Source organism: Thermus aquaticus, from assembly GCF_001280255.1.
In the GTDB taxonomy this organism is placed as follows: Bacteria; Deinococcota; Deinococci; order Deinococcales; family Thermaceae; genus Thermus; species Thermus aquaticus.
The window spans coordinates 1,511,408-1,537,265 of record NZ_LHCI01000106.1; the positions used below are offsets into that span (position 1 = coordinate 1,511,408).

Consider the following 25,858-nt stretch of genomic DNA (forward strand, 5'->3'; position numbering starts at 1 on the left):
TGAAGCCATGAGAAACCAGGAGCTGGCCCGGGTCTTTGAGGAGATCGGGCTCATGAGCGAGTTTCTGGGGGACAACCCCTTCCGGGTCCGGGCCTACTACCAGGCCGCCCGCACCCTCTACGACCTGGACACCCCCATAGAGGAGATCGCCAAGAAGGGCAAGGAGGCCCTCTTGGAGCTTCCCGGCATCGGCCCCGACCTGGCCGACAAGATCCTGGAGTTCCTCGCCACGGGCCGGGTGAAGAAGCACGAGGAGCTGAGCGGGAAGGTGCCGAGGGGGGTCCTCGAGGTCATGGAGGTCCCGGGGGTGGGGCCCAAGACCGCCCGAGGGCTCTACGAGGCCTTGGGCATAGACTCCCTGGAGAAGCTCAAGGAGGCCCTGGAGAGGGGGGACCTCCTTAGGCTCAAGGGCTTCGGGGCCAAGAAGGCCGAGCGCATCAAGGAGGGCCTCCTCCTGGCCCAGGCGGCGGGCAAGCGGCGGCCTTTGGGGGCGGTGCTCTCCCTGGCGCGAAACCTCCTGGAACAGATCCGGGCCCTCCCCGGGGTGAAAAAGGCGGAGCTCTGCGGCTCCGCTCGCCGCTACAAGGACACCGTGGGGGACCTGGACTACCTGGTGGCGAGCCTCGAGCCGGAGAAGGTGGTGGCGGGCTTCGTGGCCCTGCCCGGGGTGAAGGAGGTCTACGCCAAGGGCAGGGAGCGGGCCACGGTCTTTCTAAAAAACGGCCTCCAGGTGGACCTCCGGGTGGTGCCGGAGGAGAGCTACGGGGCGGGCCTCCAGTACCTCACGGGCAGCAAGGAGCACTCTATCCGCCTCCGGGCCCTGGCCCAGGGGATGGGCCTGAAGCTTTCCGAGTACGGGGTCTTCCGGGGCGAGGAGCGGATCGCCGGCGAGACCGAGGAGGGGGTCTACGCCGCCCTGGGCCTGCCCTTCATCCCCCCGCCTTTGAGGGAGGACCACGGGGAGATTGAGGCGGCCCAGAGGGGGGCCCTTCCCCGGCTTCTGGAGCTTTCCCAGGTAAAGGGGGACCTCCAGGTCCACTCCACCTACTCCGACGGCCAGAACACCCTGGAGGAGCTCTGGCAGGCGGCCAGGGAGCTGGGCTACGAGTACCTGGCCGTCACCGACCACTCCCCGGCGGTGCGGGTGGCGGGGGGGCCCTCGGCGGAGGAGGCGTTAAAGCGGATAGAGGCCATCCGCCGCTTCAACGAGGCCCACGGCCCCCCCTACCTCCTGGCGGGGGCCGAGGTGGACATCCGGCCCGACGGCTCCCTGGACTACCCGGACTGGGTCCTGCGTGAGCTAGACATCGTCCTCGTTTCCATCCACTCCCAGTTCAAGCTCCCCAAGGCCGACCAGACCCGGCGCATTCTCAAGGCCCTGGAGAACCCCTTTGTCCACGTCCTGGCCCACCCCACCGCCAGGCTCATCGGCCGCAGGCCCCCCATAGAGGCGGACTGGGAGGCCATCTTCCAGAAGGCCCTGGAGCGGGGGGTGGCGGTGGAGATTGACGGCTACTACGACCGCATGGACCTGCCCGACGATCTGGCCCGCATGGCCTATGGGATGGGCCTATGGGTGAGCCTCTCCACCGACGCCCACCAGCTGGACCACCTCCGCTTCATGGAGCTGGCCGTGGGGACCGCCAAGCGGGCCTGGATCGGCCCGGAAAGGGTCCTGAACACGCTCTCCTACCGGGAGCTTACGGCCTGGCTCAAAGCCCGGCGAGGCGCCTAGCCAGGAGGAGGACCTCGAGGAACATCTCCCGGGTTAGCCGCCCCGTCTGGGTGTTCTGCCGGGAGACGTGGTAGCTGTCCACCAGGTAGCGCCCGTCTTCCAGGGGGTAGACCCGGCCGTGGGCGAAGGGGAAGTCCCGCTTCCTGAGGCCCAAGTGGGCGAGGAGGGCCTGGTGGGCGATGTGGCCCAGGGCCAGGAAGACCCTAAGCTCAGGGAGGAGGGAAAGCTCCACTTCCGTCCAGCGGGCGCAGGTCCGGAGCTCTTCGGGGGTGGGCCGGTTGTCGGGCGGCGCGCACCGCACCGCGGCCGTGAGGTAGACCCCATGGAGCCTCAGGTCGTCCCCGGGGAGGCTTTCGGGCTTGCTGGCGAGGCCGGCCTGGTAAAGAAGCGGGTAGAGGAAAGCTCCGGAGGCGTCCCCGGTGAAGGGGCGGCCGGTGCGGTTGGCGCCGTGGGCCCCGGGAGCCAGGCCGAAGAGGAGGATCCTGGCCCTAGGGTCCCCGGAGCCGGGCACGGGCCTCGCCCAGTAGGCCTCTTCCCGAAAGGCCCGCCTCTTCCCCGCCACCCCTTCCCGCCAGGCCACGAGCCTGGGGCAGAGGCGGCACTGGATAAGCTCCCGGGCGAAGGACTCCAGGTCCACGGCCTCCAGCATAAAAGAAGCCCCCCGGAAAGGGGGGCTTGGTGGGGAAAGCCCTCAGTAGGGGCTTGCGAAGGGGCAGGCCTCAGCCCCAACTTGGGCATTCCATGTTGCGAAACCAAAGTGTGGGCACTTTAGAACTTTGGTCGTAGGTCCGGGCCTCCGCTACAGGGGGATGTTGTCGTGCCTCTTCCAGGGGCGCTCTTCCTTCTTCTCCCAGAGCATCCTTAGGTGGCGGTAGAGGAGGCGGCGGGTCTCGGCGGGGTCAATCACGTCGTCAATGTAGCCCCGGCCCGCGGCCACCCAGGGGTTATCAAAAGCCCTGCGGTACTCCTCAATCTTCTTCCTGCGGGTCTCCTCGGGGTTTGGCGAGGTCTGGATCTCCCGGCGGAAGACGATGTTGGCCGCTCCTTCCGCCCCCATGACGGCCACCGCCGCCGTGGGCCAGGCCAGGACCACGTCGGCCCCCATGTCCTTGGAGTTCATGGCCAGGTAGGCCCCCCCATAGGCCTTGCGCACGATGAGGGTGATCTTGGGCACCGTGGCCTCGGCGTAGGCGAAGAGCATCTTGGCCCCGTGGCGGATGATGCCCCCGTGCTCCTGGGCCACGCCGGGCAGGAAGCCGGTCACGTCCACGAAGGTGAGGAGGGGGATGCCAAAGGCGTCCATGGTGCGGATGAAGCGGGCCGCCTTGTCCGAGGCGTTGATGTCCAGGGCCCCGGCCATGAAGCGGGGGTTGTTGGCGATGACCCCCACGGGGTAGCCCCCGAGCCGCCCCAGGCCCACGATGATGTTGCGGGCGAAGCGGGGCTGAATCTCCAGGAACTCGCCCCCGTCCAGGATGGCCCGTATGAGGGCGTGCATGTTGTAGGGCCTCTTGGCGTCGGGGTGGACGATGTCCAGGACCTCGGGCACCGGGCGGTGGGGGTCGTCCTGGGGCTCCAGGACGGGGGGCCTCTCCCGGCTACTTTGGGGCAGGTAGCTGAGGAGCTTTTTGATGAGGTCCAGGACCTCCCGGTCGTCCTCGCCCTCCAGGTGGGCCACGCCGCTTTTTTCCATGTGGACGTCGGCCCCACCTAGGGCCTCAAAGCTCACCTCCTCCTTGGTGACGCTTTTGATGACCTCGGGGCCGGTGATGAACATGTAGGCCCGGCGGCTCATGAGGACGAAGTCGGTCATGGCGGGGCTGTAGACGGCGCCGCCGGCGCAAGGGCCCAGGATGGCGGAGATCTGGGGGATGACCCCGGAGTAGATGGCGTTGCGGTAGAAGACCTCCCCGTAGCCGGAGAGGCTGTCTACCCCCTCCTGGATCCGGGCCCCGGCGGAGTCGTTGAGGCCGATGACCGGGGCCCCCACCTTGGCCGCCAGGTCCATGAGGCTGGCGATCTTGCGGCCGTGCATCTTGCCCAGGGAGCCCCCGAGGACGGTGAAGTCCTGGCTGAAGACGAAGACCAACCGGCCGCCGATGGTGCCGTAGCCGGTGACCACGCCGTCGGCGGGGGCCTCGAGGCCCTCCATGAGCCCAGTCTCCAGGTGCTCGGCGAAGGGCATAAGCTCCACGAAGCTTCCCTCGTCCAGGAGGTGGTCTATTCGCTCCCGGGCGGTCAGCTTGCCCTGCTCGTGCTGCTTCTTCTGGCGCTCCGGGCCGCCCCCCATGAGCACCTTCCGCCGCCTTTCCTCCAGTTCGGCCAGAAGCTCGTCCAAGAGAAGCCTGGCGTTATCGGCCATCTTGGGGGCCATGATACACTAGGGAGGGTTTTCGGAGAGGGCCTGGCCCCGGCCCGGAAAGGAGGTAACCATGCGGCGCGCGTGGGGTTGGATTCTGGCTTTGGTGCTGGTCCTGCTCCTGGCCTGGGCGGGGTATGGGGCCTACCAGGCCTACCGGGGCTTGGCCTCCCGGGTGAGCGCCCTCGAGGCCCAGGTCCAGGCCCAGGGGGAGACCCTGAAGGCCCTTTCCGAGAGGCTCGGCAAGGTGGAGGAGGAGGTCTCCAAGACCCCGGCGCCCCCCATCAGCCTGCCGGAGGCGCCAGAGGTCTCGGGCGGAGCGGCCTGGCCCTACGTGGTGGGCCTGCTTCTCGTCCTCCTCTTGGCCTACCTCCTCCTGCGCTTCCTTAGGACCCCCGGGAAAGGGGCCAAAGAAGAGGCCCCGCCTCCCTCCGGGGAAGGCCAGGCCTAAGTACCCCGCCGTGGCAAGAGCCACGGCGGGGGGCCCAGAAAAGCCCTTCCAAAGACCAGACTTGGGCACCCCATGTTGCGAAACTAAAGCGCGGGCACTTAATACCACCCCATGCTGGCGCAAGCCAGCATGGGGGCCCCTTAGTCTTTGAGCTTCTTCACCGCCTCAATGAGGGCGGGGAGGACATGGTGCACGTCCCCCACGATGCCGTAGTCGGCGTGCTTGAAGATGGGGGCCTCGGGGTCCTTGTTGACGGCCACGATGTACTTGCTCTTGTTCATCCCCGCCAGGTGCTGCACCGCTCCGGAGACCCCCAGGGCGATGTAGAGGGCGGGCTGGACCGTCTTCCCCGTCTGGCCCACCTGCTCGCCGTAGGGCCGCCAGCCGGCGTCCACCACGGCCCGGGTGGCCCCCACGGCCCCGCCCAGGAGGGCGGCCAGCTCCTCCACCAGCTTGAAGGCCTCGGGGCCGCCCATGCCCCGGCCGCCAGTGACCACCACGTTGGCCTCGGTGAGGGAGACCCCCTTCTTCTCCTCCGCTACCCTTTCCAGCACCTCCACGGTGGGCACCTGGGGCACCGATAGGGGCACCACCTCCGCCGAGGTCCCCAGGGGCTCGGCCAGGGGCGTGGTGTTGGGCTTCACCGTGAGGACCACGGGGAGGGGGGCCTTCACCCTTTGCGTGACCCGGTTCAGGTAGGCGTAGCGGGTGGCGTGGACCTCGCCCCCCTCCAGGGAGGAGTCCAGGGTGTCCTCCAGAAGCCCCGCCTTCAGGGCGTAGGCCACCCGGCCCAGGTAGGTGCGGCTCTGCCGGCTGGAGGGGACCACCACCGCCTTGGCCCCCTCCTTGGCCGCCGCCAGCACGCCGGCCGCCCACCGCTCGGCGGTGTAGGGGCCCAGGGTGGCGGTGTAGAGGATGTCCACGTATTTCCTGGCCTCCTCTAAAGGCGCCCCTTCCTCGGCCAGGAGCACCCCGGCCACCTTCTCCCCTAGGCCCTCGGCCAGCCTCCGGGCCCGGGTCAGGGCCTCGAGGGTTCCCTTGCGCAGTTTGTTGCCGTCGTGGTCCAGGACTACCAGAACCATCTCGCCCTCCTAGATGACCTTGGCCTCTTCGTGAAGAAGCCGGACCAGCTCCTCCGCTGCCGCCACCGGGTCCTTGCCGTCCAGAATCCTGCCCAAACGCGCCTTCTCCTGGATCTCCTCGGAGAGGAGGACCACCTTGGGCCTAACCTCAGCCTGGACCTTGCGGACCTCCTTTTTCTTGGCCTTCATGATGCCGGGCAGGGTGGGGTAGCGGGGCTCGTTGAGGCCCTGCTGGGTGGTGAAGAGGGCGGGAAGCCGCACCCGCACCCACTCGGCTCCCTCGTCCAGGTCGTGCTTGGCCCTGGCCGTATCTCCTTCCAGCTCTATGACCGTGGTCCAGGCCACCACGGGCACCCCCAGGCCCTCGGCCAGGGCTGCCCCTAGGGCTTGGCTATCCCAGTCCGCCTGCTGTCCCCCGGTGAGGACCAGGGTGGGAGCCTCCTCCTGCAGCACCGGGACTAGGGCCTCGGCCACCGCCACCGGGTCGGCGAAGCCCTCAAAGACCACGTGGACCCCCCGGTCCATGCCCATGGCCAAGGCGGTGCGGATGGCCTCCTCGGCGCGCTCGGGGCCGAACCCCACCACGATGGCCTCCCCGCCGTGCTTCTCCTTGAGGCGGAGGGCTTCCTCCACTGCGTACTCGTCCATCTGGTCCAGGATCAGGGTGGCCCCGGAGAGGTCCACCCTGCCCTCCTGGATCCTGAGCCGGCTTTCCCCGTCTGGAACCTGTCGGATCACCGCTACAAACTTCATTCCCTACCCCCTTTACTCCGAAAGCACGTGCCTGGCGATGATGAGCCTCTGGATCTCGTTGGTGCCCTCGTAGATCTGGTTGAGCTTCACGTCGCGGAGGAGCTTCTCCACGGGGAACTCCCGCACATAGCCGTAGCCCCCGTGGATCTGGATGGCCTGGTTGGCGGCCTCAAAGGCCACCTCTGAGGCGTAGGCCTTGGCGATGGCGCTGGCGTGGGCGTGGGGCAGACCCTGGTCCGCCAGCCAGGCGGCGTAGTAGGTGTAGGCCCGGGCGGTCTCTATGCCCATCAGCATGTCGGCCAGCTTGAACTGGATGGCCTGGAACTCGGCGATGGGCCTGCCAAAGGCCTCCCGCTCCTTGGCGTACTTTTTGGCCTCGTCCAGGGCGCGCCGCGCCACCCCCACGCTCCCCGCCGCCACGGGGATGCGGGTCTTGTTGAGGGTCTGCATGGCGATCTTGAAGCCCTCCCCTTCCTCGCCCAGGCGGTTTTCCACGGGCACCTTCACGTCCTCAAAGACGAGCTCGTAGGTACCCGAGGCCCGCTGGCCCATCTTGCCGTGGATCTTGACCGCCCGGAAGCCGGGGGTGCCCTTTTCCACCACCAGCGCCACCACGCCCTTGTGGCGGAGCTCGGGGTTTAGGGTGGCGAAGACCACCACCCACTCGGCCTCACCGCCATTGGAGATCCACATCTTGGTGCCGTTCAGCACGTAGTGGTCCCCCTGGCGCACGGCCCTGGTCTTGAGGGCGGCGGCGTCGGAGCCGTTGCCGGGCTCGCTTAGGGCGAAGGCGGCCAGGGCGGGCTTCTCCGTGAGGGGCCTAAGAAAGCGCGCCTTCTGCTCCTCACTGCCCGCCAGGAGGACGGGGGTGATGCCCAGGTCGCTGGCCATGGGGATGGTGTAGATGTCCATGCAGGCGTAGGCCAGCTCCTCGCCCACAATGACCTCGTCCAGCATCTTGAGGCCCATGCCCCCGTACTCTTCGGGAATAATGGCGTTCAGGAGGCCGACTTCATGGAGCTTCTCTATGATGGGCCAGGGGACCTCCTCCTTCTCATCGTATTCCCGGGCCACGGGCATGATGACCTCTTTGGCGAAGCGCCGGGCCAGGGCCTGGAGCTGCTTCTGCTCCTCCGTGAGGCTGAAGTCTATGGGCATCCCGCACCTCCTCCTGGGGCCAGGGGCCTCTCCCTTTGACCAAGTCTAAGATTTTCCGCCGCCCCTGGCAACCCTGGCCCCCATGCTACCATTGGGGCAGGATGCGGCCTGTAGGGCAGATGGAGGTCCTGGCCCGGTTTCAGCGGGCCCTCCTCAAGGACCTCGAGCCCACCCAGATCCTCAGGAACCTCCTGGAGGTGGCCACGGACGAGGGGGTGGAGCGGGCGGCCCTCTTCCTCTTCCAGCCGAAGACCCGGGAGCTGGTGGGGGAGGTGGCCTCGGGTCGGGGTCGGCACTACACGGTCTCCGCCCTCGCCCTGCCCCTTTACCAGGCGGGGCCGGTCCAGGAGGCCTTCTTCAGCGAGGGACCCCTTAAGGTCAGGGAGGAGTGGCTCCTCCCCGTGGTGGGGGAGGAGGAGGGCTTCTGTTGGTCCGATCCCGAGAGGCGGTGCGTGGCGAGGCCCCGGGCTACCCGGGCCACCCGGGCCATGGTCTGCCCTTCCTGCCCCCGCTTCGCCGCCAAGGGGGTGCTGAGCCTGGAAGGCGTTCCGGGAAGGCTCGTCCCCCTTCTCCCCCTCCTGGCCCAGCTCACCGCCTTGGCCCTAAAAAACGGCGAGCTCATGGCCGAGCGCAACCAGGCCCTAAGCCGTCTTTCCCGGCACGCCGAGGCCCTTTCCCAGGTGACGGCCTTGGCCCGGGAGGTGGCGCGGCTTCTGGAGCCTGAGGCCGTTCTGGAGACCCTGGCCCGGGCCCTTGCGGAGCGTTTCGGCTTTTACCGGGTCACCGTGGCCCTGGTGCGGGGTGAGGTCTTGGAGGGGTACCTGACGGTGAAGGAGGGGAGGGCCTACTGGACGGAGGGGCGAAGCCGCCTTCGCCTAAGCCTCGCCTCCTCCCCCGATCCCCTGGCCCGGGCGGCCCGGGGGAAGGTGAGCCTTCTCCTCCCCAAGGAGGCCCTGCCCCCCGAGGTGGCCCAGGACATGGGGCCCAGCGTGGCCTTCGTCCCCGTTCTCGCCGAGGACCGGGTTCTGGGGGTCCTGGCCATGGACTACGGTCCCGCTGGCGGCCCGGTGCGGGATGAGGACCTCCGCTACGTGGAGCTTCTGGCCCAGGCGGCGGGGGTGGCCTACCGCAACGCCGAGCTTTTTCGGGAGAAAAAGGCCCTCTCCCTGGCCTTGGCCGCCGAACGGGAGCGGCTTTCCCAGATTCTGGAGGAGCTTCCGGACGGCGTGGTGGTCCTCTTCGGCGAGCGGGGTTTCGCCAACGGAAAGGCCCGGGAGGTCCTCTCGTCGGGGCCCGAGGTGGCCCTAGAGGACCTGCCCGCCGCGCTGGCCCCGGCCCTCGAGGGGGGCCGCCTGGAGCTCGCCCTGGGGGGGAACGCCTACAGCGTCCGGGGCCGAAAGGTGGGAGAGGCCAGGATCCTGGTCCTCCACGACATCACCGAGAGGACCCGGATGGAGAGGGCCCTTAGGGAGCAGGCCGCCTTCACCCAGGCCCTGGTGGACCTGGCCCAGGAGGCCCTCAAAGAGCGGGACCTGAAGGCCCTGGGCCGGGCCATCGTGGAGCGCCTCAGGGCCTCCTTCGCCGCCGACGAGGGGCTCCTCCTTTCCGAGGAGGGCGGGCGGACGGAGGTCCTCTTCGCCACCTGCGCCCTGCCCCAAGACCTCCCCCGGCCCAACCTGCTGGAGCGGGCCCTGGACCAGGAGGCCCCTTTGGGGATGGAGGCCCTGAAGCCGGAGGACTGCGCCCTCGCCGGGGCCCTGGGCCTGAAAGGCGCCCTGGTGGTCCCCTTCCGGGCGGGGAGCTTCCGGGGGGCCCTGCTCTTGGGCTACCGCAGGGAGAGGCGTTTTTCCGAGAGGCTTCTCGCCCGGCTGGGCCAGGTGGGTACCCTCCTCGCCCTCATCCTGGAAAAGGCCCGCTTTTTGGCCCTTCTGGAGGCCGAGGAGGCTAAGCTCAAGGCCCTCCTTGAGCACTCCCAGGACGTGGTCTACGTTTTGGACCGGGAGGGCCTGGTCCGCTTCGTCTCCCAAAGCGTGCGCCACATCCTGGGCTACGATCCCGAGGGGTACAAGAGGGCCCCCATCCGGGCCCTGGAGTTCGTCCACCCCGAGGACCGGCCCAGGGCTGAGGCCCTCTTCCAGGAGCTTCTGGCCCAGCCCGGGGTGGTGCGGGTGGCGGAGTTCAAGGTGCTCCACGCCGACGGCACCCCTATCCCCGTGAGCGCCTGGGGCCAGAACCTCCTGCACGAGCCCCGGGTGGGCGGGGTGGTGGTCACCTTGCGGGACCTGAGGCCCCACCTGGAGGCGGAGAGGGTGAAGGGGGAGTTCATCGCCGCCGTGAGCCACGAGCTCAGGACCCCCCTGGCGGTCATCATGGGCCTGGCGGAGCTCCTAAGGGAGGAGGCGCTTCCCCCTTCCGCCAAGGAATCCGTGGAGTTTATCCTGGAAAGCGCCTTTCGCCTCAAGACCATGGTGGACAACCTGCTGGACACGAGCCGCCTCGAGGCGGGCCGCTTTGAGGTGGCCAAGCGCCCGGTGAACCTTCGGCCTCTCCTTCTGGAGCTCGCCAAGAGCTTCAGCGGGGTGGCCCGGCTTTCCGGGGTGGAGTTTTTGGTGGACGTGGGGGAGCTTCCCCTCCTTGAGGCCGACCCCGACCGGATGGTGCAGGTGGTGGGCAACCTCCTCTCCAACGCCTTCAAGTTCACGCCTCCCGGGGGCCGGGTGAGCCTGAGGGCCTACGCCACGGAGGAAGCCCTGGCCTTGGAGGTGGCCGACACCGGGCCTGGCATCCCGAAGGAGGATCTTCCCAAACTCTTCCAGCGCTTTGGCCGGGCGGAGAACGCCCGGGCCCGAGGGGTTTCCGGCACCGGGCTTGGCCTCTACATCTCCAAGCACATCGTGGAGGCCCACGGGGGGCGGATAGAGGTAGAGAGCGAGGAGGGCAAGGGAAGCCTCTTCCGGGTTATCCTACCCCTATATGGCCAGGATTCTCCTGGTTGAGGACGAGCCCCTGGTGGCCCACATGGTCCGGCGGATGCTGGAACGGGCCGGGCACCAGGTGGACTGGGCGCCTTCGGGCGAGGCGGCCCTGGAAAAGCTGGGGCAAGCCTATGACCTTGTGGTCTGCGACCTGGTCATGCCGGGGGTTTCGGGCCTCGAGGTCATCCGCCAGGTGCGGGCCCAAGGGAGCACCCCGGTCCTGGCCCTCTCGGCCAGCGTCTCCGCCAAAAGCCAGAGCGAGGCCATGGCCGCTGGGGCCCAGGCCTTCTTGGGCAAGCCCTTTGAAGGCCAGGCCCTCCTCGCCCTGGTGGAGCGCCTTCTGGCCGGAGCCTGAGGGTATAATCCCACCCCATGTTGGCCCAGGCCAGCATGGGGGCCCCGGCAAAAGGTTCCTGGGGAAGTTACCAGGCGCGGTGGGCCGAAGGAAACAAGGCTATAATAGCCCTCCCAAGGAGGGTCTATGCGGAGGCGGAGCTTTCTCCAGAAGGTAGGCGTGGGCCTGGCGGGAAGCCTCCTCTTCACGGCCCGCGCCCAGGCTGCGCCCCAGGTGCGCTGGCGCCTGGTCTCCAGCTACCCCAAGAGCCTGGACACCCTCTATGGCGGGGCCGAGGACCTGGCCCGGAGGGTCTTTGAGCTCACGGGGGGGCGGTTCCAGATCCGCCCCTACCAGGCGGGGGAGATCGTTCCCGGGGGCCAGGTGCTGGACGCCGTCCAGGCGGGCACCGTGGAGGCGGGGCACACCTACGGGCCCTTTTACATTGGCAAGAACCCCGCTTTAGCCTTTGACGGGGGCGTGCCCTTCGGCATGACCTACCGCCAGCACAACGCCTGGATGCGGTACGGCGGGGGCCTGGAGCTCCTTAGGGGGGTCTACGCCGACTTCGGCCTGATCCAGTTTCCCGGGGGCAACACCGGGGCCCAGATGGGGGGCTGGTTCCGCAAGGAGATCAGGGCCCTCTCCGACCTGAGGGGCCTTAGGATGCGGATCCCTGGCCTTGGGGGCCTGGTCATGGGGCGGCTTGGGGTGGTGCCCCAGACCCTGGCGGCGGGGGACATCTACCCGGCCCTGGAGCGGGGCTCCATAGACGCCACCGAGTTCAGCGGCCCCTACGACGACGAGAAGCTGGGCTTCTACAAGGTGGCCAAATACTACTACTACCCCTCCTTCTGGGAGCCCTCGGCCCAGCTTTCCTTCCTGGTGAGCCTGAAGGAGTGGCAGAGGCTTCCCAAGGAGTTCCAGGAGGCCTTTGAGGTGGCGGCGGCCGAGGTCAACCTGACCATGATGGCCAAGTACGACGCCCAGAACCCGCCGGCCCTAAGGCGCCTCCTAGGGGCGGGAGTGAAGCTCAGGAGGTGGCCCCTGGAGATCATGAGGAAGGCCCTGGAGGAGGCCCAGGCCCTCTACGAGGAGCAGGCGGCCAAGGACGCCACCTACAAAAAGGTCTACACCGCCTACTGGGCCTTCCGTCAGGAGCAGTACCGCTGGTTCGCCGTGGCCGAGCTGGGCTACGAGACCTTCGCCTTCCCCGCCCTCTAGTCGGCCTTTTCCAGCCGCACGGCGCTCACCTTGTACTCGGGGATGCGGCTTATGGGGTCCAGGGCGCTACGGGTGAGGCGGTTGGCGGGGGCCTCGGCGAAGTGGAAGGGGGCGTAGACCACCCCCTCGGGGGTGCTCCTTGACCCAGGCCCGGGCGCGGATCCTGCCCCGGCGGCTCACCGCATAGACGGGCTCCCCGTCGGCCAGGCCCAGCCTTTGGGCGTCTTTTGGGTTCACCTCCACCCCCTGGGTTTCCACGAAGCGCTCTGTCCTGGAAGCGCATAGACGGGGGAGAGGGCCTCGAGGCCCAAAGGGGGGTAGGTGCCCTCGGCCTCCTTCCTTAGGCGGGCGAACCCTCGGGCCCGGGCCACGGGGTCGTCCACCAGGAGCCTTCCCTGGGGAAGGCCCCGATAGCGGGGATAAGTACCCCACCGCGGCAAAAGCCGCGGTGGGGGCCCCAGAAAAGCCCTTCCACAACTCCGACTTGGGCACCCTCTGTTGCAAAGCCAATGTGCGGGCACTTAGTAGGCCACCACACCCCAGGCCTGGGCCAGGGGCACCCCGGCCTCCCGGGCGGCCTCCGCCACCTTGGCCTCGTCCAGGGGGAGAAGGCGATCCAGGAGGGGAGGGAGGCTTGGTCTTTCCATGGCCCCAGCTTACCCCTTAGAGAAAGCGCAGGGTGGGGAAGCGGGCGCGAAGGGCCTCCTGGAAGGCCTGCTGGCGGGTTTCCTCCACCAGGGCCACCACCGCCCCGCCAAACCCCGCCCCCGTGAGCTTGGCCCCCAGGGCCCCGGCCTTTAGGGCCTCGTCCACCAGCTCGTCCAGCTCGGGGAGGCTCACCTCGTAGTCTTGGGAGAGGGAGCGGTGGCTTTGGGTCATGAGCTCGCCGAAGGCCCGGCCGTCCCCCCGCCTCAGGGCCTCCACGCCCCTTAGCACCCTGAGGTTCTCGCTCACGATATGGCGGGCCCGCTTGTCCAGGGGGAAGGGGAGGCTTTCCACCAAGCAGAGGTCGGCCACGTCCCGCAGGGCCCGCACCCCAAGCTGCCTCGCCGCCTCCTCGGCCTCCGCCCTTCGCTGGTTGTACCCGGCCTCGGCCAGGCGGCGGCCAAGACCCAGGTCCAGCACCACCACCCGGGTTCCCGGGGGGAGGGGCAGGTTCTCGTAGGCCAGGGTGCGGGTGTCCAGGAAGAGGACTTTGCCCGGTTGGCCCAGGCTGGCCGCCATCTGGTCCATGATGCCGCACCGCACCCCCACGTAGGCCACCTCGGCTTTCTGGCCCAGAAGGGCCAGGTCCTTGTCGCTTAGGGGGAGGCGGTAGAGGGCCCTGAGGGCCCTCAGGGCGGCCACCTCCAAGGCCGCCGAGCTGGAAAGCCCGGCTCCCAGGGGTACCTGGCTGCGCACGTAAAACCGGGCCCCGGGGACCTCGTAGCCCGCCTCCCGGAGGGCCCAGACGACCCCCAGGAGGTAGTCCAGGAAGTCCCCTTGGGGCGGGCTTGCGAGGGGCCTTGCCCTGAGCTCCCCCAGGGTTTCGCTGTAGGCCTCCACCCGGCCCTGGGCCCGGCCCACCTCCACCTGGGTGAAGTAGGGGAGGGGGGTGGGGAGGACGTAGCCTTCCTGGTAGTCGGTGTGCTCGCCCAAAAGGTTCACCCGCCCCGGGGCCTGGGCGCTGGCCTCGGGGAGGGCGCCGAAGATCTCCTTGAAGCCCATGCCCCCATTATGGGCAAAGGGCCTTCCGGTTGTGGTCCAGGAGGTCCAGGTAGCTCCTCACCCTGTCGTCCAGGGTGTCGGTGTAGAGGACGGCTACCCTGGCCCCGATGGCCTCGGCCAGGGTGCGGATGGCCTTCCCCTGGAATTGGGGTTCGGCCAGGACCAGCCTGACCCCTTCCTTCTTGGCCTTTTCCACTAGGGCCAAAAAGGTTCGGCTCCCCACCTCCTGGGCGCCCCCGTGGCTTAAGACGCCCACCACCACCAGGCCGTAGCGGCGGGCGAAGTAGCGGAAGGCGTCGTGCTGGACCACCACCTTGACCCCCTTCAGGTTACAGGCCATGAAGGCCTGGTCCCGCCTCTTGACCTCCTCCTGGAAGCGCTTGAGGTTGGCCCGGTACTGGGCCTGGCCGGCCGGGTCCAGGCGGGTTAGCTCCTTGGCTATGGTCTCGGCGTAGGCCAGGGCGTAGGTGGGGTCTAGCCAGAGGTGGGGGTCGCAGGGGCCGTGGGCGTGGCCGTCTTCCTCCTCTCCGCAGATGAGGCCCCTCCGCCCTTCGGCCAGGAGGACCACCTGGGCCCCCTTGGGAAGGAGGGTTTTCATCTTGGGCAGGAAGGGCTCGAGGCCAAGCCCGTTGGCGAAGAGGAGCTGGGTTTGGGAGAGGGCCTTGGCCAGGGCGGGGGTGGGCTCAAAGGTATGGGGGTCCGCTCCCGGCGGGACCACCGTGGCCACCCGAACCCGATCCCCGCCCACCGCGCTCACCAGGTCGGCCAGGATGGGCGTGGTGGCCGCCACCCGCACCTGGGCCAGGGCGGGGACCAGAAGGAGCAGAAAGCCGGCCAAGCGCTTCATGAAGCAAATGATATCCCTTCGTGTGCTACCTCATAGCTCCACCCCGGCCATCCTGAGCAAGACCCGGCTCCGAATGAGGTTGTGGACCAAAAGGATCAGGTTTACCCGGGCCGCCAGGCCCCAAAAGGACCGAGCTTCTATACGGTGAAGGCCCAAAGACCGCACCATCACGCTGAAGCGAACTTCAATCCAGTTCCTGACCCTCCCCATCCAACCTCTCCACCCCGTCTCCACCACCTTCCCCCCACGAACCCGGTAGGGCGGGGTCTTGATACCTTGGACCCAACGGAATCCCCGGTCCCCCAAGACCGCGGGAAGGTCCGCCACCAAGTCCCTCCCCCAGGTCTCCCGGGCATTTCCGGGGAGAAGGGCCCGGCGGAAAAAGAGGCCCCGCTCGTTCATCACCGGCATCAGCACGTAACCGCCGAACGCGCCCAGGGGCCCCACGCCCACAGCGGCTTCAGGGAGGGAGAGGCTGTGGATGCGGTGGCCGTGGGCCAGGGGGATGGGTTTGAGGTCCACCACCTGGAGGAGACCCATCCCCCCGGCGAGGCGGATGGCCAGGTGGGCCAGAATCCCTTGGGCCTTTTGGAGGACCCTGTAAAAGCGGGAGAGATGAGGGAGTGAGGGGAAGTAAGCCTTCAGGGTGGATTTAGCGGCTAGGTAGCCTTTGGCGAGGTCTTGGCCTTGAAGGAGGAAAAAGATGGCGAGGGTCAGTAGCTCGGCCAGAGTAGCCTTCTGGTGCTTTTGCTTTTTGGGGAGCTTGAAGCCTTGGGCCTGAAGGGCCTTGAGCTCGTCATCCACCCAGATGTAGGTAGCCACCAGAAGGGTTTCTGCGTCAAGATAGTAGAGGGGGTGCTCTCGGCAGGAGACCATAGCACCCCCTCTTTTCTCACACCGCAGGGGTTTGGGTCAAGTAGCACACGACGGTATCGCATTTTCACATAGTGTCAAGGGGCGGGGCTGTTTAAGAACAGTGTAAGGTCCCTTTCGTAAGCTGACCCTTGGGAGGACAAGCCGTGGCCCAAGACCTGGACCTTCAGGACGGGAATCCCTTCCCGGCGAGAGGGGCGCGGGGTCCTTCTGTGCCCTGGATTTGGCTTCGGGCGTTGAGGGAGGATGAAGGGTATGAAGGGTATAGGGACGGCGGGAAGTGCGGCGGGCCTTCCCACCCCGGCGCTGGAGGCGCCCTTCCCGGTGGACCCCCGGGCGGGGAGGCGCCCTGAGGGGCGGGAGGGAGGTGGGCGGACGGCGGGGCGCTTCGGGCGGGGTGGCGGAGGGGGCCATCCGAGCCTTCTTGGACCTTCTTGAGGAAAGCCTCCGGGCCTTTGCGGCCTGGATCGGGTTTGAGTAGGGGGAAGCATGCGCGAGCTGGCCTTTCCCGCTGGGATGCGCTGGCGCCTTTGGTGGGCCTTGCTCCTTGGGGCCTTCCTCCTTGCCTTTGGGCTTACGGCTCGGGAACCCTTGGCCCTGCTGGTGGGGGGCTTCTCCTTTGGGCCTTCGCCCTCCACCTCCGCCGCACCGCCTATACCCTCGCCCTGGAGCCCGAGGGCGTGCGCCACGGGGGGAGGCTCTACCCCAGGGAGGCCCTGAAGGGCGTGGCCCTAGACCGCCTCTTCGGCAGACTCTTTCTGGACTTCGCTGGGGAGCGGCTTCCCCTGCCCCTGGGGCTTCCCGGCTGGGACCAGGCCTTGGCCCATCTGGGGGTGGATTGGCGGGGGGTGGAGGGCCTCGAGGACTACCTCCTGGGCCAGCGCGGCCGGGTCTGGTTCCTGGGAGCCCTCTACCCGCCCCGTGAGGCGGAGGGAGTCCACCGATGGGCCCTCGGCCTCTACCGGCGGCACTTCCTGAAGATCTACGGGGCCCTGGCCCTTTTGGGGGTGGGGCTTTCCCTCTCTTCCCTCGCCGAGGGCTTAGGGGTCGCCCTCGTTGCCCTGGGATTCGGCCTTGCCCTTTGGTGGCTCAGCTCTTTCCCCCACGACCTGGTGCGCCTAAGGCGAGGCGGCGGGCGGTACAACCCCCTGGACCCGGAGATCCAGAGGCTCGCAAAGGAGGGGAGAGGATGAAACGGATGGCGGTGCTTTGGGCGGTGTTCCTTTTGGGTATGGGCGCGTGGGCCGAGCGGATGGCCGACCGCCTCCACGGCTTCGCCCTGGACCTGCCCGAAGGGTGGAAGGTGGTCCTGGGGGAGGGAGGCCTTCTCCTCACCGACCTGGAAAGCACCCTTCTGGTGCGGGGCATGCCCCTGAAGCCCCCTAAGGAGGCGGTGAGGCCCCTCCTGGAGGAGGCGAGGCGCCTAAGCGGGGGGCAGGCCACCCTCCACTTCAAGCCGGCCTCGGGAGGGCTCATGCTCCTCGCCCGGGGCCTCGGCTACCCCCTTCCCCTCACCCAGGGGGCCATGGGGGACCTCCTCCTCTTCGCCGCAGACCCCCAGGTCCAAGCGGCCCTTTCCGGCCTTCGCTACGAGGCCACCCACCTCCTCCTCCCGGGCCCCAAGAGCCTCCTCGCCGTGAGCGCCTACCTGCCCCAGGACCTGCCCACGGACCGCAGGAAGGAGGTCCTGGGCCTTCTCCGCTCCCTGGAGTTTTTGGGCCCCGAGAAGCGGGTGCCCTACCGGGTGGAGGCGGTGTTGGATCCCCTGCTCGGGGTTCCCGCCCTGCGGGTTCCCGTACCCCAGGGGTACACCCTCCAGGGGGGCGTGGTGGGCTTTACCGAAACCCAGCGCCGCCCCGTCTTCCAGCTTTCCAAGGGTGGGGTGGTTCTCCGGAGGGAGGCGATCTACCTGCAGGCTTTGGCCATCGCCACCCCCTTCGGGGGGAGTCCCAGCACTATCCTCCTCTGGAACGGACGAGCGGGGAAGGTACCGGGCTTCCTCTGCGCCCAGGGCCCTGGGGAGCTTCCCGCCCTCTTCGCCCAGGGACTTTGGGCCTGGGAGACGGGGAGCCCTTGGGAAGTGGAAAAGGCCAAGCCCCTCCAGGGGGTGAGCCGGGTGGCCCAGTACCTGGAAAAGGTGCGGGAGGCCTTTTATTGGCAGATGGGCCAGCAGATGTTAATGGCTATGGGGCGGCCCGGGGACCAGTTCCAGAGCTGGCGGCAGAGCCTGGACCTCCGCGCCCGCCAGGGAAGCGTGGGGCGGCAGGCCGTGGTGGAGGCCCTGGGGTTCCTCCGGTACGCCCCCTCCTTCGCCGCTTCTTCCGCCGACTGCACCCTCCATTTGGAGATCGCCCTGGTGCAGGGCCCCAAGGAGGCCCTCGCCCGGGAGGAGGGGGTCCTGGCCGGGGTCCTCCTCGGCCTCGCCCTGGACCCCCGCTGGATGGCTTTGGAGGCGGAAAGGAGCCGGACGGTGAGCCGCGACCTCACCCGGATGGTCCTCCAGATGAACAAGGAAGCGGAGGAGTTCAACACCTGGATGAGCCGCTCCTGGACCAACCTCCTCTCCGACCAGACCTACGCCCGCGACCCGGCCACCGGGGAGACCTTCCGCCTCTACAAGCAGTCCTTTGACACGGGGACTTTCTGGCGGGAGCCCGTCTTCGGAGGGGTGCTGGGAGGCGTGGAGCGAGGCGGGAAGCTGGAAGAGCTCCTCCAGGCCGGGGGCTGGCGGCGCCTGGAGGAGTCCCTAAGCGGGCTTCCGGGAACGTGGCGGTGAGGGCAGTGGGGTATAATCCCCGCCATGGATCTCAGGGCCCTCCACAAGCGGCACGTCCTCACCCCCTGGGTGGCGCAGAGGCCCCTGGACCCGCCCCTGGTGGTGCGGGGGGAGGGGGTGTGGCTTTGGGATGCCGAGGGGAGGCGCTACCTGGACCTCTCGGCGGGCCTGGTGGCGGTGAACCTGGGCCACGGCCACCCCCGCCTGAGCCGGGCCATCGCCGAGCAGGCCGCCACGCTGGCCTACGCCGCCCCAAGCCTCTTCCACGACAAACGGGCCCTCCTGGCCAAGGCCCTCTCCGACCTGGCCCCCTGGCCGGAAGGGGCCCGGGTCTTCTTCACCCCTTCCGGCGCCGAGGCCAACGAGGACGCCCTTAAGTTTGTCCGCCACTTGACGGGCCGCTCCAAGGTCCTCGCCGCCTACCGCTCCTTCCACGGGGCCACCCACGGCGCCGCCGCCCTCACCGGGGAAAACCGCAGGTGGCCCGCCGAGCCCGCCATCCCGGGGGTGGTCCACTTCTTCGCCCCCTACCCCTACCGGAGCCCCTTTTACACCGAGGACCCCAAGGAGGAGGCCAAGAGGGCCCTGGAGCACCTGGAAAGGGTCCTCCTCCACGAGGACCCCAAGCGGGTGGCTGCCATCTTCCTGGAGCCGGTGGTGGGCTCCAACGGGGTGATCGTCTACCCCCCGGGGTACTTGGAGGGGGTGCGGGAGATCTGCGATCGGCACGGGATTCTTTTGGTCTTTGACGAGGTGATGACGGGCTTCGGCCGGGTGGGGGCGGCCTTGGCCGCCGAGCGCTTGGGGGTGGTGCCTGACCTCATCACCTTCGCCAAGGGGGTGACCTCGGCCTATGTGCCCCTGGGCGGGGTCCTGGTGCGGGAGGGGCTGGCCCGGGCCTTTGACGAGACCCCCCTGCCCACGGGGCACACCTACGCCGGACACCCCCTGGCGGTGGCGGCGGGCCTGGCGGCCCTCGAGGCCTACCGGGAGGAGGGGCTCTTTGAGCAGGCGAGGCGGCTTGAGCCCTTCTTCCTGGAGGCCCTGAGGCCCCTTCTGGACCACCCCTGGGTGGGGGAGGTAAGGGGGCTTGGGGCCTTCTATGGGGTGGAGCTGGTGCGGGACAAGGGGACCAAGGAGCCCCTCTCCCCCTGGCACGCCCCCTTCAGCCCGCCCATGCAGGCTCTCCTGAAGGCCCTCTTCCGGGAAGGGGTCTACGTCCTGGCCAAGCACAACGTCCTGATCGTGGCCCCGCCCCTCACCATCCGGGAGGAGGAGTTCCTGGAGGGGGTGGAACGGCTTTCCCGCGCCCTCAGGCGGGTGGAGGTGGGGGTCGGCTAAAGGCCGGGATGCCATGGCGCGGAGCTACGGCGACCTCCTGGCCCTTCTCTCGGCCCTGGAGGGGAAGCCCTACCCCTTCTACAAGGACCTGAAGGGCGTGTGGCGGGGGGAAGGGTTTTCCTTGCGCTTCGTCCACGTCCAGGGGGACCCCTTCGCTAGCCCCAGCGTCCTGGAGGTGCGCTACCGGGAGGGCCTGGAGGGGCTTCGGGTCTACGGGAGCCTCGAGGGGTGCATCGCCCTGGAGGACTTCCTCCTAAGGAGCCTCAAGGCCCGCCTCCGCTCCCTGCCCAGGGTGGGGGGAAGCGGCCACTCCGGGGAGGTCTACGTGGCCGTGGAAAGCCCCAAGGTCCTGAAGCGGGCCGGGGTCCACCTGGGGGAGGAGCTCCATTTGCGCTTCCGCCTGGGCCTTCCCGCCCATGGCAGGCGCATCCTGGGGAAGGAGGCGGCGAGGCTCTTCAAGGCCCTTTTGGAGCACCTCCGGGGCTTCCTCCAGGACCTGGACACGAGGGCCCTCCTCGCCCACGTCCACCAGGCGGAGGACTTCGCCTATATCCAGAAGCGCCTTCCCGAGCGGGGCCTGGTGGCCTTCGTGGGGGATGGGGCCATCCTCCCCCGGGAAAGCGGGGTGAGCCAAAGGCCCCTTAAGGGGGCCATCCCCTTCAGAAGCCCCCCCTCCCTCAGGGTGGCCTTCCGAGTGCCCCACGCCGGGGAGGTCTTGGGCATGGGGCTTCCCCGGGGCCTCACCCTCATCACCGGGGGCGGGTTCCACGGCAAGACCACCCTTTTGGAGGCCCTGGTCCACGGGGTCCACCCCCACATCCCCGGGGACGGCCGGGAGTGGGTGGTGACCGAGGCCTGGGCCCAGCGGGTCCAGTCCGAGGACGGGCGGAGCGTGAAGGGGGTGGACCTGAGGCCCTTCGTTCACGACCTTCCCCTGGGCCAGGACACCAGCTTCTTCTCCACCGAGGACGCCTCGGGCTCCACCAGCCTGGCGGCGGCCATCCTCGAGGCCCTGGAGCTCGGGGCCCGGACCCTCTTCCTGGACGAGGACACCTCGGCCACCAACCTCCTGGTTCGGGACGCCCGCATGCAGGCCTTGGTGAAGCGGGAGACCCTTACCCCCCTTCTGGACCGGGTGGGGGACCTGAAGGCCCTGGGCGTGAGCCTGGTCCTGGTGGTGGGGGGCGTGGGCGACTACCTGGACCTGGCCGACACCGTGGTCCTGATGGAGGAGTACTTGCCCAAGGAGGTGACGGAAGAGGCCCGGGCCGTGGCCCAGAGCCACCCCACGGGCCGCCTTTACGGCGAGCCCCGCTACCCCTTAAAGGTGCCTCCCCGGGCTCCCTTGCCGGAGAGCTTTGACCCCAGGCGGGGCAGGCGGGAGAGGGTCAAGGGCCGGGGCTTGAGGGAGCTCCTCTACGGGGAGGAGGTGGTGGACCTCTCGGCCTTGGACCTCCACGAGAACGCCCAGGTGCGCCTCCTCGGGGCCCTTTTCCGCCGCCTGGAGCGCCTGGCCGACGGCAGGACGCCCCTCAAGGCCCTGGTGGAAAGGGCCTTGGCGGTGGAGGACCTCTTCGCCCTGGAGGAGGTCCCGGAGCTTTCCGCCACGCGCCCTTTGGAGCTTGGGGCGGCGGTGAACCGGCTCAGGGGGCTTGTGGTGCAAAAGCTGGAGAGGTGATGTCGGGCCTTCCCTCGGCCGAGCTTCTAAGTGCCCGCACTTTGGTTTCGCAACATGGGGTGCCCAAGTCGGGGCTTTGGAAGGGCTTTTCTGGGGCCCCCACCGCGGCAAAAGCCGCGGTGGGGTACTTGGGCCTTCCCTCCCTTTCCCGGGCCCGCCTCCTGGCCGGGGACCCGTGGAGGCGGGTGGGCTGGGTCCACGTGGTGGACGTGCCGGAGCCCGCCGCCGTCGCCCTGGCGGTGCCCCAGTTCTTTGAGACCTTCCCTGAGCCCGCCCTTTCCGTCCTGGCCCGGGCGGGAGTGGCGGCGTTGGAGCTTCCTTGGGAGATCCCCTTCGCCCAGGTCAGCGAGGAGGTCTTGAGGCGGCTTTTGGCCCAGCAGCCGGAGGTGGAGAAGAGGGCCCGGAGCCTGCACCGGGCCCTGATGGCCGCCCTTCTGGAGCAGGCGGGGTTGGCCCTGGCCTTCTCTTCCGATGCCCCGGTGGTGCGGGAGGTGGGTCCCCTGAAGGGGGCCCTGGCGGCGGGCCGGCCCCTGATGGGAAGAGGGATCCCCCTGGAGCGGGCCCTTTTCTACTACACTCGGCCTGAGGCGAGCGCCCTGCCCCCGGCCAGACTCTGGCCCGGGGAGCGGGCCGACCTGGTGGTCTTTGATCGGGACCCTTTGGAACACCCGGAGGAAGCCCGGGTGGTGCGCGTGGAGGTGGACGGTGTGGCGGTCTTTACAGCTTGACCTGAAGGCGAAAAAGGCGTTTTGGCAGGAGGTGGCCCCGGAGGAGGTGGCCTTCGGGGGGCGGTACCGCACAGGCAGGATCCTGCTGGAGCGGGAGGCCCACCGCTTTGACCCCCTCTCCCCGGAGAACCCCCTGGTCTTCGCCGTGGGGCCCCTGGCGGGCACGGGGTTTTCCAACGCCAACCGCACCAGCGTGGGCACCCGGAGCCCCCTCACCCTGGGCATCAAGGAGGCCAACGGCGGGGGCACCTTCGGCTACGCCCTGGGGCAGATGAAGCTGGCCTGGCTGGTCCTCGAGGGCCAGAGCGAGGACTGGGTGGTCCTCCGCCTTACCAGGTCGGGGGAGGTCTTCTTTGACCCGGCTGAAGACCTCCTCGGCCTTGGTAACTTCGCCGCCGCCAAAAAGCTCTTCGCCGCCTACGGGGAGCGGATCGCCTTCGCCCTTATGGGGCCTGTGGGGGAGAGGCTTGGGCTTCTTTCCGGCATCGCCTTCTCCGACATAGACGGGCGCCCCTCCCGCCTGGCGGCCCGGGGCGGCGTGGGGGCGGTGATGGGCCTGAAAAGGGTCAAGGCTATCGTGGTGGAGGTGCCGGGGAAGGCGGAGATCTGGGATAAGCCCAAGGTGCTGGAGGCCGTCCGCCGCTACGCCAGGCTCCTCCGGGAGGACCCCCTGGTCATGCAGTTTTACAACGCCATCGGCACCATGGGCATGGCCGACTTCCAGAACGCCTTCGGCGGCCTGCCCGTGCGCAACTTCCGCGAGGGGCGGCTTTCTCCACCGGAGGCCTTCCGCATGGGCGGGCAGCACATCGCCCCCCTCAACAAGAGCCGGGGCGGCAAGCACACCCACGCCTGCATGCCGGGGTGCGTCATCCAGTGCTCCAACGTGATCGTGGACGAGAAGGGGGAGGAGGTGGTCTCCCCCCTGGAGTACGAGACCATCGGCCTCCTCGGCACCAACTGCGGCCTCCCCGACCCCGATGGGCTGGCCCGCCTCAACCGCCTGGCCAACGACCTGGGCATAGACACCATTGAGACCGGGGCCAGCCTGGCCCTCTTCATGGAGAAGGGCCTGGCCGACTGGGGGGACTACGCCTTCATGGAGGAGAGGCTCCGCTCCCTTTACCAAGACGGCGAGGAGGCCCGCCTCCTGGCCCAGGGGACGGCCCGGCTAGGGGAGGCCCTGGGCGTGGAAAGGGTTCCCGTCATCAAGCGGCAGGCCATCTCCGCCTATGACCCCCGGGTGGTGGAGGCCACGGGCATCACCATGATGATCACCGCCCAGGGGGCGGACCACACGGCCGGCAACGCGCCCAGGCTGGAGACCCGGGCCATGAAGGTGGAGGAGGTCCTCGAGGCCAGCTACACCGCCCAGGTGAACGCCGCCGCCAACGACGCCCTGGGCCTTTGCGTCTTCGGGGGAAGCGTCACCAACAAGGAGGTGGCCTTCGTGGTGGAGGCGGTGAACGCCGCCCTTGGCACCCGCCTCACCCCGGAGTTCTGGCGGGAGGTGGGGGAGGGGGTCTTGAGGCTGGAGCACCGCTTCAACCACCTGGCGGGCTTCACCCACCAGGACGACCGCCTCCCCCGCTTCTTCTATGAGGAGCCCGTGCCCCCCAAGGGGTACACGGCCCGCTTCACCCCCGAGGACCTCACGCCCCTTTACGAGAGGCTCCACCAGGGGTCGTAAAGCTCTGGTCTAGCCGCCTCCTTGGGAAGGCTTTCCCCTTCCAGGAAGCGGCGGGCGTAGAGCCTGGCCATCTCCCCGTAGGGCTCGCCCATAGCCTCCAAGGCGTGGACGCTGACGGCGTCGGCGAGCCGCCTCAGGGCCTCCTTGGCCTGCCACGCCCCCCCTTCCCTTAGAAGCCCCAGGGCCCCCTCGGCGGCCTTCAGGGCCAGGGGGGTGCCCTTCAGCATCTCCAGGAGGGGCTCGTGGGCCCGCTTCTTGGCCACGGCCTCCAGCATGTCCAGGGCCTGGATGTTAGCGGGGCCTTCCCAGATGGGGGTGATGAGGGCCTCCCGGTGGAAGCGGGCCACGCCGTAGTCCTCCAAGAAGCCCAGGCCCCCGAAGAGCTCCATGGCGAGCCCGGTGATTTGGGCGGCGTGCTCGGCGGTGCGCCCCTTGGCCAGGTGGGAGAGGAGGCGGGCCAGGTGGTAGCCCTGGGAGTAGGGGGGCCTTTCCTCCCAGACCTGGTCAAACCGGGCCACGGCCAGGAAGGCCAGGGCCGTGCCCGCCACCTGCCTTAAGCGCATCTCCAAAAGGTCGTGCTGGACCAGGTCGTGGTCCAGAAGCCTCCTGCCAAAGGCCGTGCGGCGGCGCACCCGGAAGAGGACCTCCAGGTGGGCCTTCTTGGCGAGGCCCATGGCGGCCACGGCGTTGGCCAGGCGGGCCACGGTGAGGGTTTCCAGGGTGTAGTAGATCCCCTCCTCGGGCCTGCCGAGGAGGTAGGCGAGGCTTCCCTCCAGCTCCACCTCCCCCGAGGGCACGGCCCGGGTGGCCAGCTTCTCCTTGAAGCGGCGCACCCGGAAGTTGAGCCTCCCCTCCACCTCCCGGGGCAGGAGGAAGAGGGCGAGCCCCTTGGGGCCCTCCGGGGCGCCTTCGGGCCGGGCGGTGACCAGGGCGTAGTCGGCGAGGCCCGCCCCCGAGGCGAAGTACTTGTCCCCGTGGTAAAGCCGGTAGGCCTCTCCCTCCCGCCGCGCCAGGGTGCGGTTGGCCCCCAGGTCGCTTCCTCCCTGGACCTCCGTCATCCAGGTGGCCCCGTAGGCCTTCCCGTAAAGGAGTTCCCGCTTCACCGCCTCCCACTCGGGGGCGTACTTGTGGAGGGCGTAGGCCACCTGGTGGGTGATGGTGAGGATGCAGTAAAGCCCCCCGTCCGCCAGGAGGTAGCCCATGGCGTAGTGCAGGGGCCAGCCCCGGCCCTCGTAGGCGGGGCGGACCATGGGGCGGAGCTTTTCCAAAAGGGCCCTCTCCGCCGGGGAGAGCAGGGCCCGGTCTATGCGGTTCCCGTCCAGGTCGTGCATCAGGAGGCGGGGAGGGGAGAGGGCGTCCACGTGGTGGGCCACCTCCAGGACCTCCTCCCCCACCAGCCTCCCAAAGGCGGAAAGCTCCTCCTGGGGCAGGCCTGGGGCGAAGGCCTCCAGGACGGCCTGTAGGTCCGGGTCCAGGGCGTAGTGGTTCTGGCCCAGGCTGTAGAGGATGCCCTGCATCTTGACCTCCTTTCCCCGGAGGCTACGGGCCCCCGGGCCCTTTGTCAAGGGCGGGGGATGGGTGGGATAAGTACCCCACCGCGGCGAAAGCCGCGGTGGGGGCCCCAGAAAAGCCCTTCCACAAGCCAGACTTGGGCACCCCATGTTGCGAAACCAAAGTGCGGGCACTTAGTTCACAATGAAAATATTGGCTTTTGGTAGAATACCCCGGTGGTCTGGGCCCTGCTCGCCCGAATCTGGCGGCTCCAGCGTGCCCTGCGGGAGGAGGTGGCGCCGGGGCTTGCCCGGCTTGGGCTTTCCGGGCTTGACCCCTGGCTCCTGAGCGTCCTCCGCGCCCATCCCCATCCCATGGGGGCCGCCCGGGCCATGGGCCTTCCCCCGCCCACGGTGAGCCACATGCTGCGGCGCCTCGAGGCCGAGGGCTTTCTCAGGCGGAGCCTGGACCCCAAGGACCTCCGCCGCTACCGCCTGGAGCTTACCCCCAAGGGCGAGGCGGCCTTGCGGGAGGCGGAGCGCCTCCTGGAGGGGGCCTTGGCCCGGCGCCTGGCCCGGCTATCGGAGGAGGAGCAGGCGCTTTTGGCCCGGCTGCTTTCCAGGTTGGAGGGAGAAGCATGAAGGAACCGACACCGC

23 protein-coding genes and 1 pseudogene are annotated in these 25,858 nt (G+C 68.7%); 12 read left to right on the forward strand and 12 right to left on the reverse strand.

The annotated features are described in order from the left end of the window. The first annotated feature begins 7 nt into the window (after positions 1 to 7). Positions 8 to 1,735 (forward strand): DNA polymerase/3'-5' exonuclease PolX, encoded by a 1,728-nt coding sequence (polX, locus tag BVI061214_RS09140; RefSeq protein WP_053768124.1) that lies wholly within the window; start codon positions 8 to 10, stop codon positions 1,733 to 1,735. Here polX and BVI061214_RS09145 read toward each other — a convergent pair. Together BVI061214_RS09145 and BVI061214_RS09150 are read right to left on the reverse strand one after the other, a co-directional pair. Further along, positions 1,713 to 2,384 (reverse strand): uracil-DNA glycosylase, encoded by a 672-nt coding sequence (locus BVI061214_RS09145; protein ID WP_053768125.1) that lies wholly within the window; start codon positions 2,382 to 2,384, stop codon positions 1,713 to 1,715. The genes polX and BVI061214_RS09145 overlap by 23 nt on opposite strands. A 150-nt stretch (positions 2,385 to 2,534) precedes the next feature. Then, positions 2,535 to 4,097, reverse strand: coding sequence for an acyl-CoA carboxylase subunit beta (locus tag BVI061214_RS09150; protein ID WP_040684275.1), 1,563 nt, complete (start codon positions 4,095 to 4,097; stop codon positions 2,535 to 2,537). 70 nt (positions 4,098 to 4,167) lie between these two features. On the opposite strand from BVI061214_RS09150, the gene BVI061214_RS09155 reads away from it, so the two are divergent. Beyond that, complete coding sequence (locus BVI061214_RS09155) at positions 4,168 to 4,545, forward strand: hypothetical protein (RefSeq protein ID WP_053768126.1); 378 nt, start codon at positions 4,168 to 4,170, stop codon at positions 4,543 to 4,545. A 140-nt stretch (positions 4,546 to 4,685) separates the two neighbouring features. On the opposite strand, the gene BVI061214_RS09160 is transcribed toward BVI061214_RS09155, so the two are convergent. Genes BVI061214_RS09160 through BVI061214_RS09170 form a run of 3 tightly spaced genes read right to left on the reverse strand, consistent with a single transcriptional unit; the run spans position 4,686 to position 7,538 of the window. Beyond that, a complete protein-coding gene (locus tag BVI061214_RS09160) occupies positions 4,686 to 5,627 on the reverse strand; it encodes an electron transfer flavoprotein subunit alpha/FixB family protein (protein ID WP_053768127.1) in 942 nt (313 codons plus the stop codon). Between the two features lie 9 nt (positions 5,628 to 5,636). Next, positions 5,637 to 6,380: an electron transfer flavoprotein subunit beta/FixA family protein gene (locus tag BVI061214_RS09165; protein ID WP_053768128.1), complete on the reverse strand. Its 744-nt coding sequence runs from the start codon at positions 6,378 to 6,380 to the stop codon at positions 5,637 to 5,639. Positions 6,381 to 6,392: 12 nt separating this feature from the next. Continuing rightward, positions 6,393 to 7,538: an acyl-CoA dehydrogenase family protein gene (locus BVI061214_RS09170; protein WP_053768129.1), complete on the reverse strand. Its 1,146-nt coding sequence runs from the start codon at positions 7,536 to 7,538 to the stop codon at positions 6,393 to 6,395. Between the two features lie 101 nt (positions 7,539 to 7,639). Between BVI061214_RS09170 and BVI061214_RS09175 the strand changes: the two genes are divergently transcribed. The 3 genes from BVI061214_RS09175 to BVI061214_RS09185 all read left to right on the forward strand — a co-directional run bounded on the left by BVI061214_RS09175 (position 7,640) and on the right by BVI061214_RS09185 (position 12,071). Further along, positions 7,640 to 10,534, forward strand: coding sequence for an ATP-binding protein (locus BVI061214_RS09175; RefSeq protein ID WP_053768130.1), 2,895 nt, complete (start codon positions 7,640 to 7,642; stop codon positions 10,532 to 10,534). Next, positions 10,512 to 10,868, forward strand: a complete 357-nt coding sequence (locus tag BVI061214_RS09180) for a response regulator transcription factor (protein WP_003045568.1) — start codon at positions 10,512 to 10,514, stop codon at positions 10,866 to 10,868. Before BVI061214_RS09175 ends, BVI061214_RS09180 begins: the two co-directional genes overlap by 23 nt. Positions 10,869 to 10,994: 126 nt before the next feature. Next, positions 10,995 to 12,071, forward strand: a complete 1,077-nt coding sequence (locus BVI061214_RS09185) for a TRAP transporter substrate-binding protein (protein ID WP_053768131.1) — start codon at positions 10,995 to 10,997, stop codon at positions 12,069 to 12,071. On the opposite strand, the pseudogene BVI061214_RS13850 reads toward BVI061214_RS09185, so the two are convergent. The 6 genes and pseudogenes from BVI061214_RS13850 to BVI061214_RS09200 all read right to left on the reverse strand — a co-directional run bounded on the left by BVI061214_RS13850 (position 12,068) and on the right by BVI061214_RS09200 (position 15,501). Beyond that, a pseudogene (locus tag BVI061214_RS13850) lies at positions 12,068 to 12,329 on the reverse strand (molybdopterin dinucleotide binding domain-containing protein). The gene BVI061214_RS09185 and the pseudogene BVI061214_RS13850 overlap by 4 nt on opposite strands. After that, positions 12,305 to 12,454 carry a hypothetical protein gene (locus tag BVI061214_RS12965; protein ID WP_248841744.1) on the reverse strand — a complete coding sequence of 50 codons (150 nt, stop codon included), beginning with the start codon at positions 12,452 to 12,454 and terminating at the stop codon, positions 12,305 to 12,307. The pseudogene BVI061214_RS13850 and the gene BVI061214_RS12965 overlap by 25 nt, the downstream one beginning before the upstream one ends. Positions 12,455 to 12,592: 138 nt before the next feature. Beyond that, complete coding sequence (locus BVI061214_RS14060) at positions 12,593 to 12,718, reverse strand: hypothetical protein (protein ID WP_282953989.1); 126 nt, start codon at positions 12,716 to 12,718, stop codon at positions 12,593 to 12,595. 16 nt (positions 12,719 to 12,734) lie between these two features. Further along, positions 12,735 to 13,778, reverse strand: coding sequence for a galactokinase (gene galK / locus BVI061214_RS09190; RefSeq protein ID WP_053768132.1), 1,044 nt, complete (start codon positions 13,776 to 13,778; stop codon positions 12,735 to 12,737). Between the two features lie 7 nt (positions 13,779 to 13,785). Further along, a complete protein-coding gene (locus tag BVI061214_RS09195; RefSeq protein ID WP_053768133.1) occupies positions 13,786 to 14,625 on the reverse strand; it encodes a metal ABC transporter substrate-binding protein in 840 nt (279 codons plus the stop codon). Positions 14,626 to 14,655: 30 nt separating this feature from the next. After that, complete coding sequence (locus BVI061214_RS09200; protein WP_053768134.1) at positions 14,656 to 15,501, reverse strand: hypothetical protein; 846 nt, start codon at positions 15,499 to 15,501, stop codon at positions 14,656 to 14,658. A 530-nt stretch (positions 15,502 to 16,031) separates the two neighbouring features. On the opposite strand from BVI061214_RS09200, the gene BVI061214_RS09210 reads away from it, so the two are divergent. The 6 genes from BVI061214_RS09210 to BVI061214_RS09235 are packed head-to-tail and all read left to right on the forward strand — an operon-like array spanning position 16,032 to position 23,711. After that, positions 16,032 to 16,691, forward strand: a complete 660-nt coding sequence (locus BVI061214_RS09210; RefSeq protein WP_248841745.1) for a hypothetical protein — start codon at positions 16,032 to 16,034, stop codon at positions 16,689 to 16,691. Then, on the forward strand, positions 16,688 to 18,274 hold the full coding sequence (locus BVI061214_RS09215) for a hypothetical protein (RefSeq protein WP_053768136.1): 1,587 nt from the start codon (positions 16,688 to 16,690) through the stop codon (positions 18,272 to 18,274). The genes BVI061214_RS09210 and BVI061214_RS09215 overlap by 4 nt, the downstream gene beginning before the upstream one ends. Before the next feature lie 24 nt (positions 18,275 to 18,298). Then, a complete protein-coding gene (locus BVI061214_RS09220; protein WP_053768137.1) occupies positions 18,299 to 19,615 on the forward strand; it encodes an aminotransferase class III-fold pyridoxal phosphate-dependent enzyme in 1,317 nt (438 codons plus the stop codon). Positions 19,616 to 19,628: 13 nt separating this feature from the next. Next, entirely contained in the window at positions 19,629 to 21,293 is a 1,665-nt protein-coding gene (locus tag BVI061214_RS09225; protein ID WP_053768138.1) for an ABC-ATPase domain-containing protein, read from the forward strand. Further along, the gene (locus BVI061214_RS13855; protein WP_248841746.1) at positions 21,293 to 22,021 is read left to right on the forward strand and encodes a hypothetical protein; all 729 of its coding nucleotides are present in this window, start codon (positions 21,293 to 21,295) and stop codon (positions 22,019 to 22,021) included. The genes BVI061214_RS09225 and BVI061214_RS13855 overlap by 1 nt, the downstream gene beginning before the upstream one ends. Then, positions 21,999 to 23,711, forward strand: a complete 1,713-nt coding sequence (locus BVI061214_RS09235) for an aldehyde ferredoxin oxidoreductase C-terminal domain-containing protein (RefSeq protein ID WP_053768140.1) — start codon at positions 21,999 to 22,001, stop codon at positions 23,709 to 23,711. Before BVI061214_RS13855 ends, BVI061214_RS09235 begins: the two co-directional genes overlap by 23 nt. On the opposite strand, the gene BVI061214_RS09240 is transcribed toward BVI061214_RS09235, so the two are convergent. Further along, positions 23,684 to 25,228 carry an acyl-CoA dehydrogenase family protein gene (locus BVI061214_RS09240; protein ID WP_053768141.1) on the reverse strand — a complete coding sequence of 515 codons (1,545 nt, stop codon included), beginning with the start codon at positions 25,226 to 25,228 and terminating at the stop codon, positions 23,684 to 23,686. The two genes, BVI061214_RS09235 and BVI061214_RS09240, sit on opposite strands and share 28 nt — an antisense overlap. Before the next feature lie 210 nt (positions 25,229 to 25,438). Here BVI061214_RS09240 and BVI061214_RS09245 point away from each other — a divergent pair, with 210 nt between their 5' ends. After that, a complete protein-coding gene (locus tag BVI061214_RS09245) occupies positions 25,439 to 25,843 on the forward strand; it encodes a MarR family winged helix-turn-helix transcriptional regulator (protein WP_053768142.1) in 405 nt (134 codons plus the stop codon). Positions 25,844 to 25,858 lie beyond the last annotated feature (15 nt).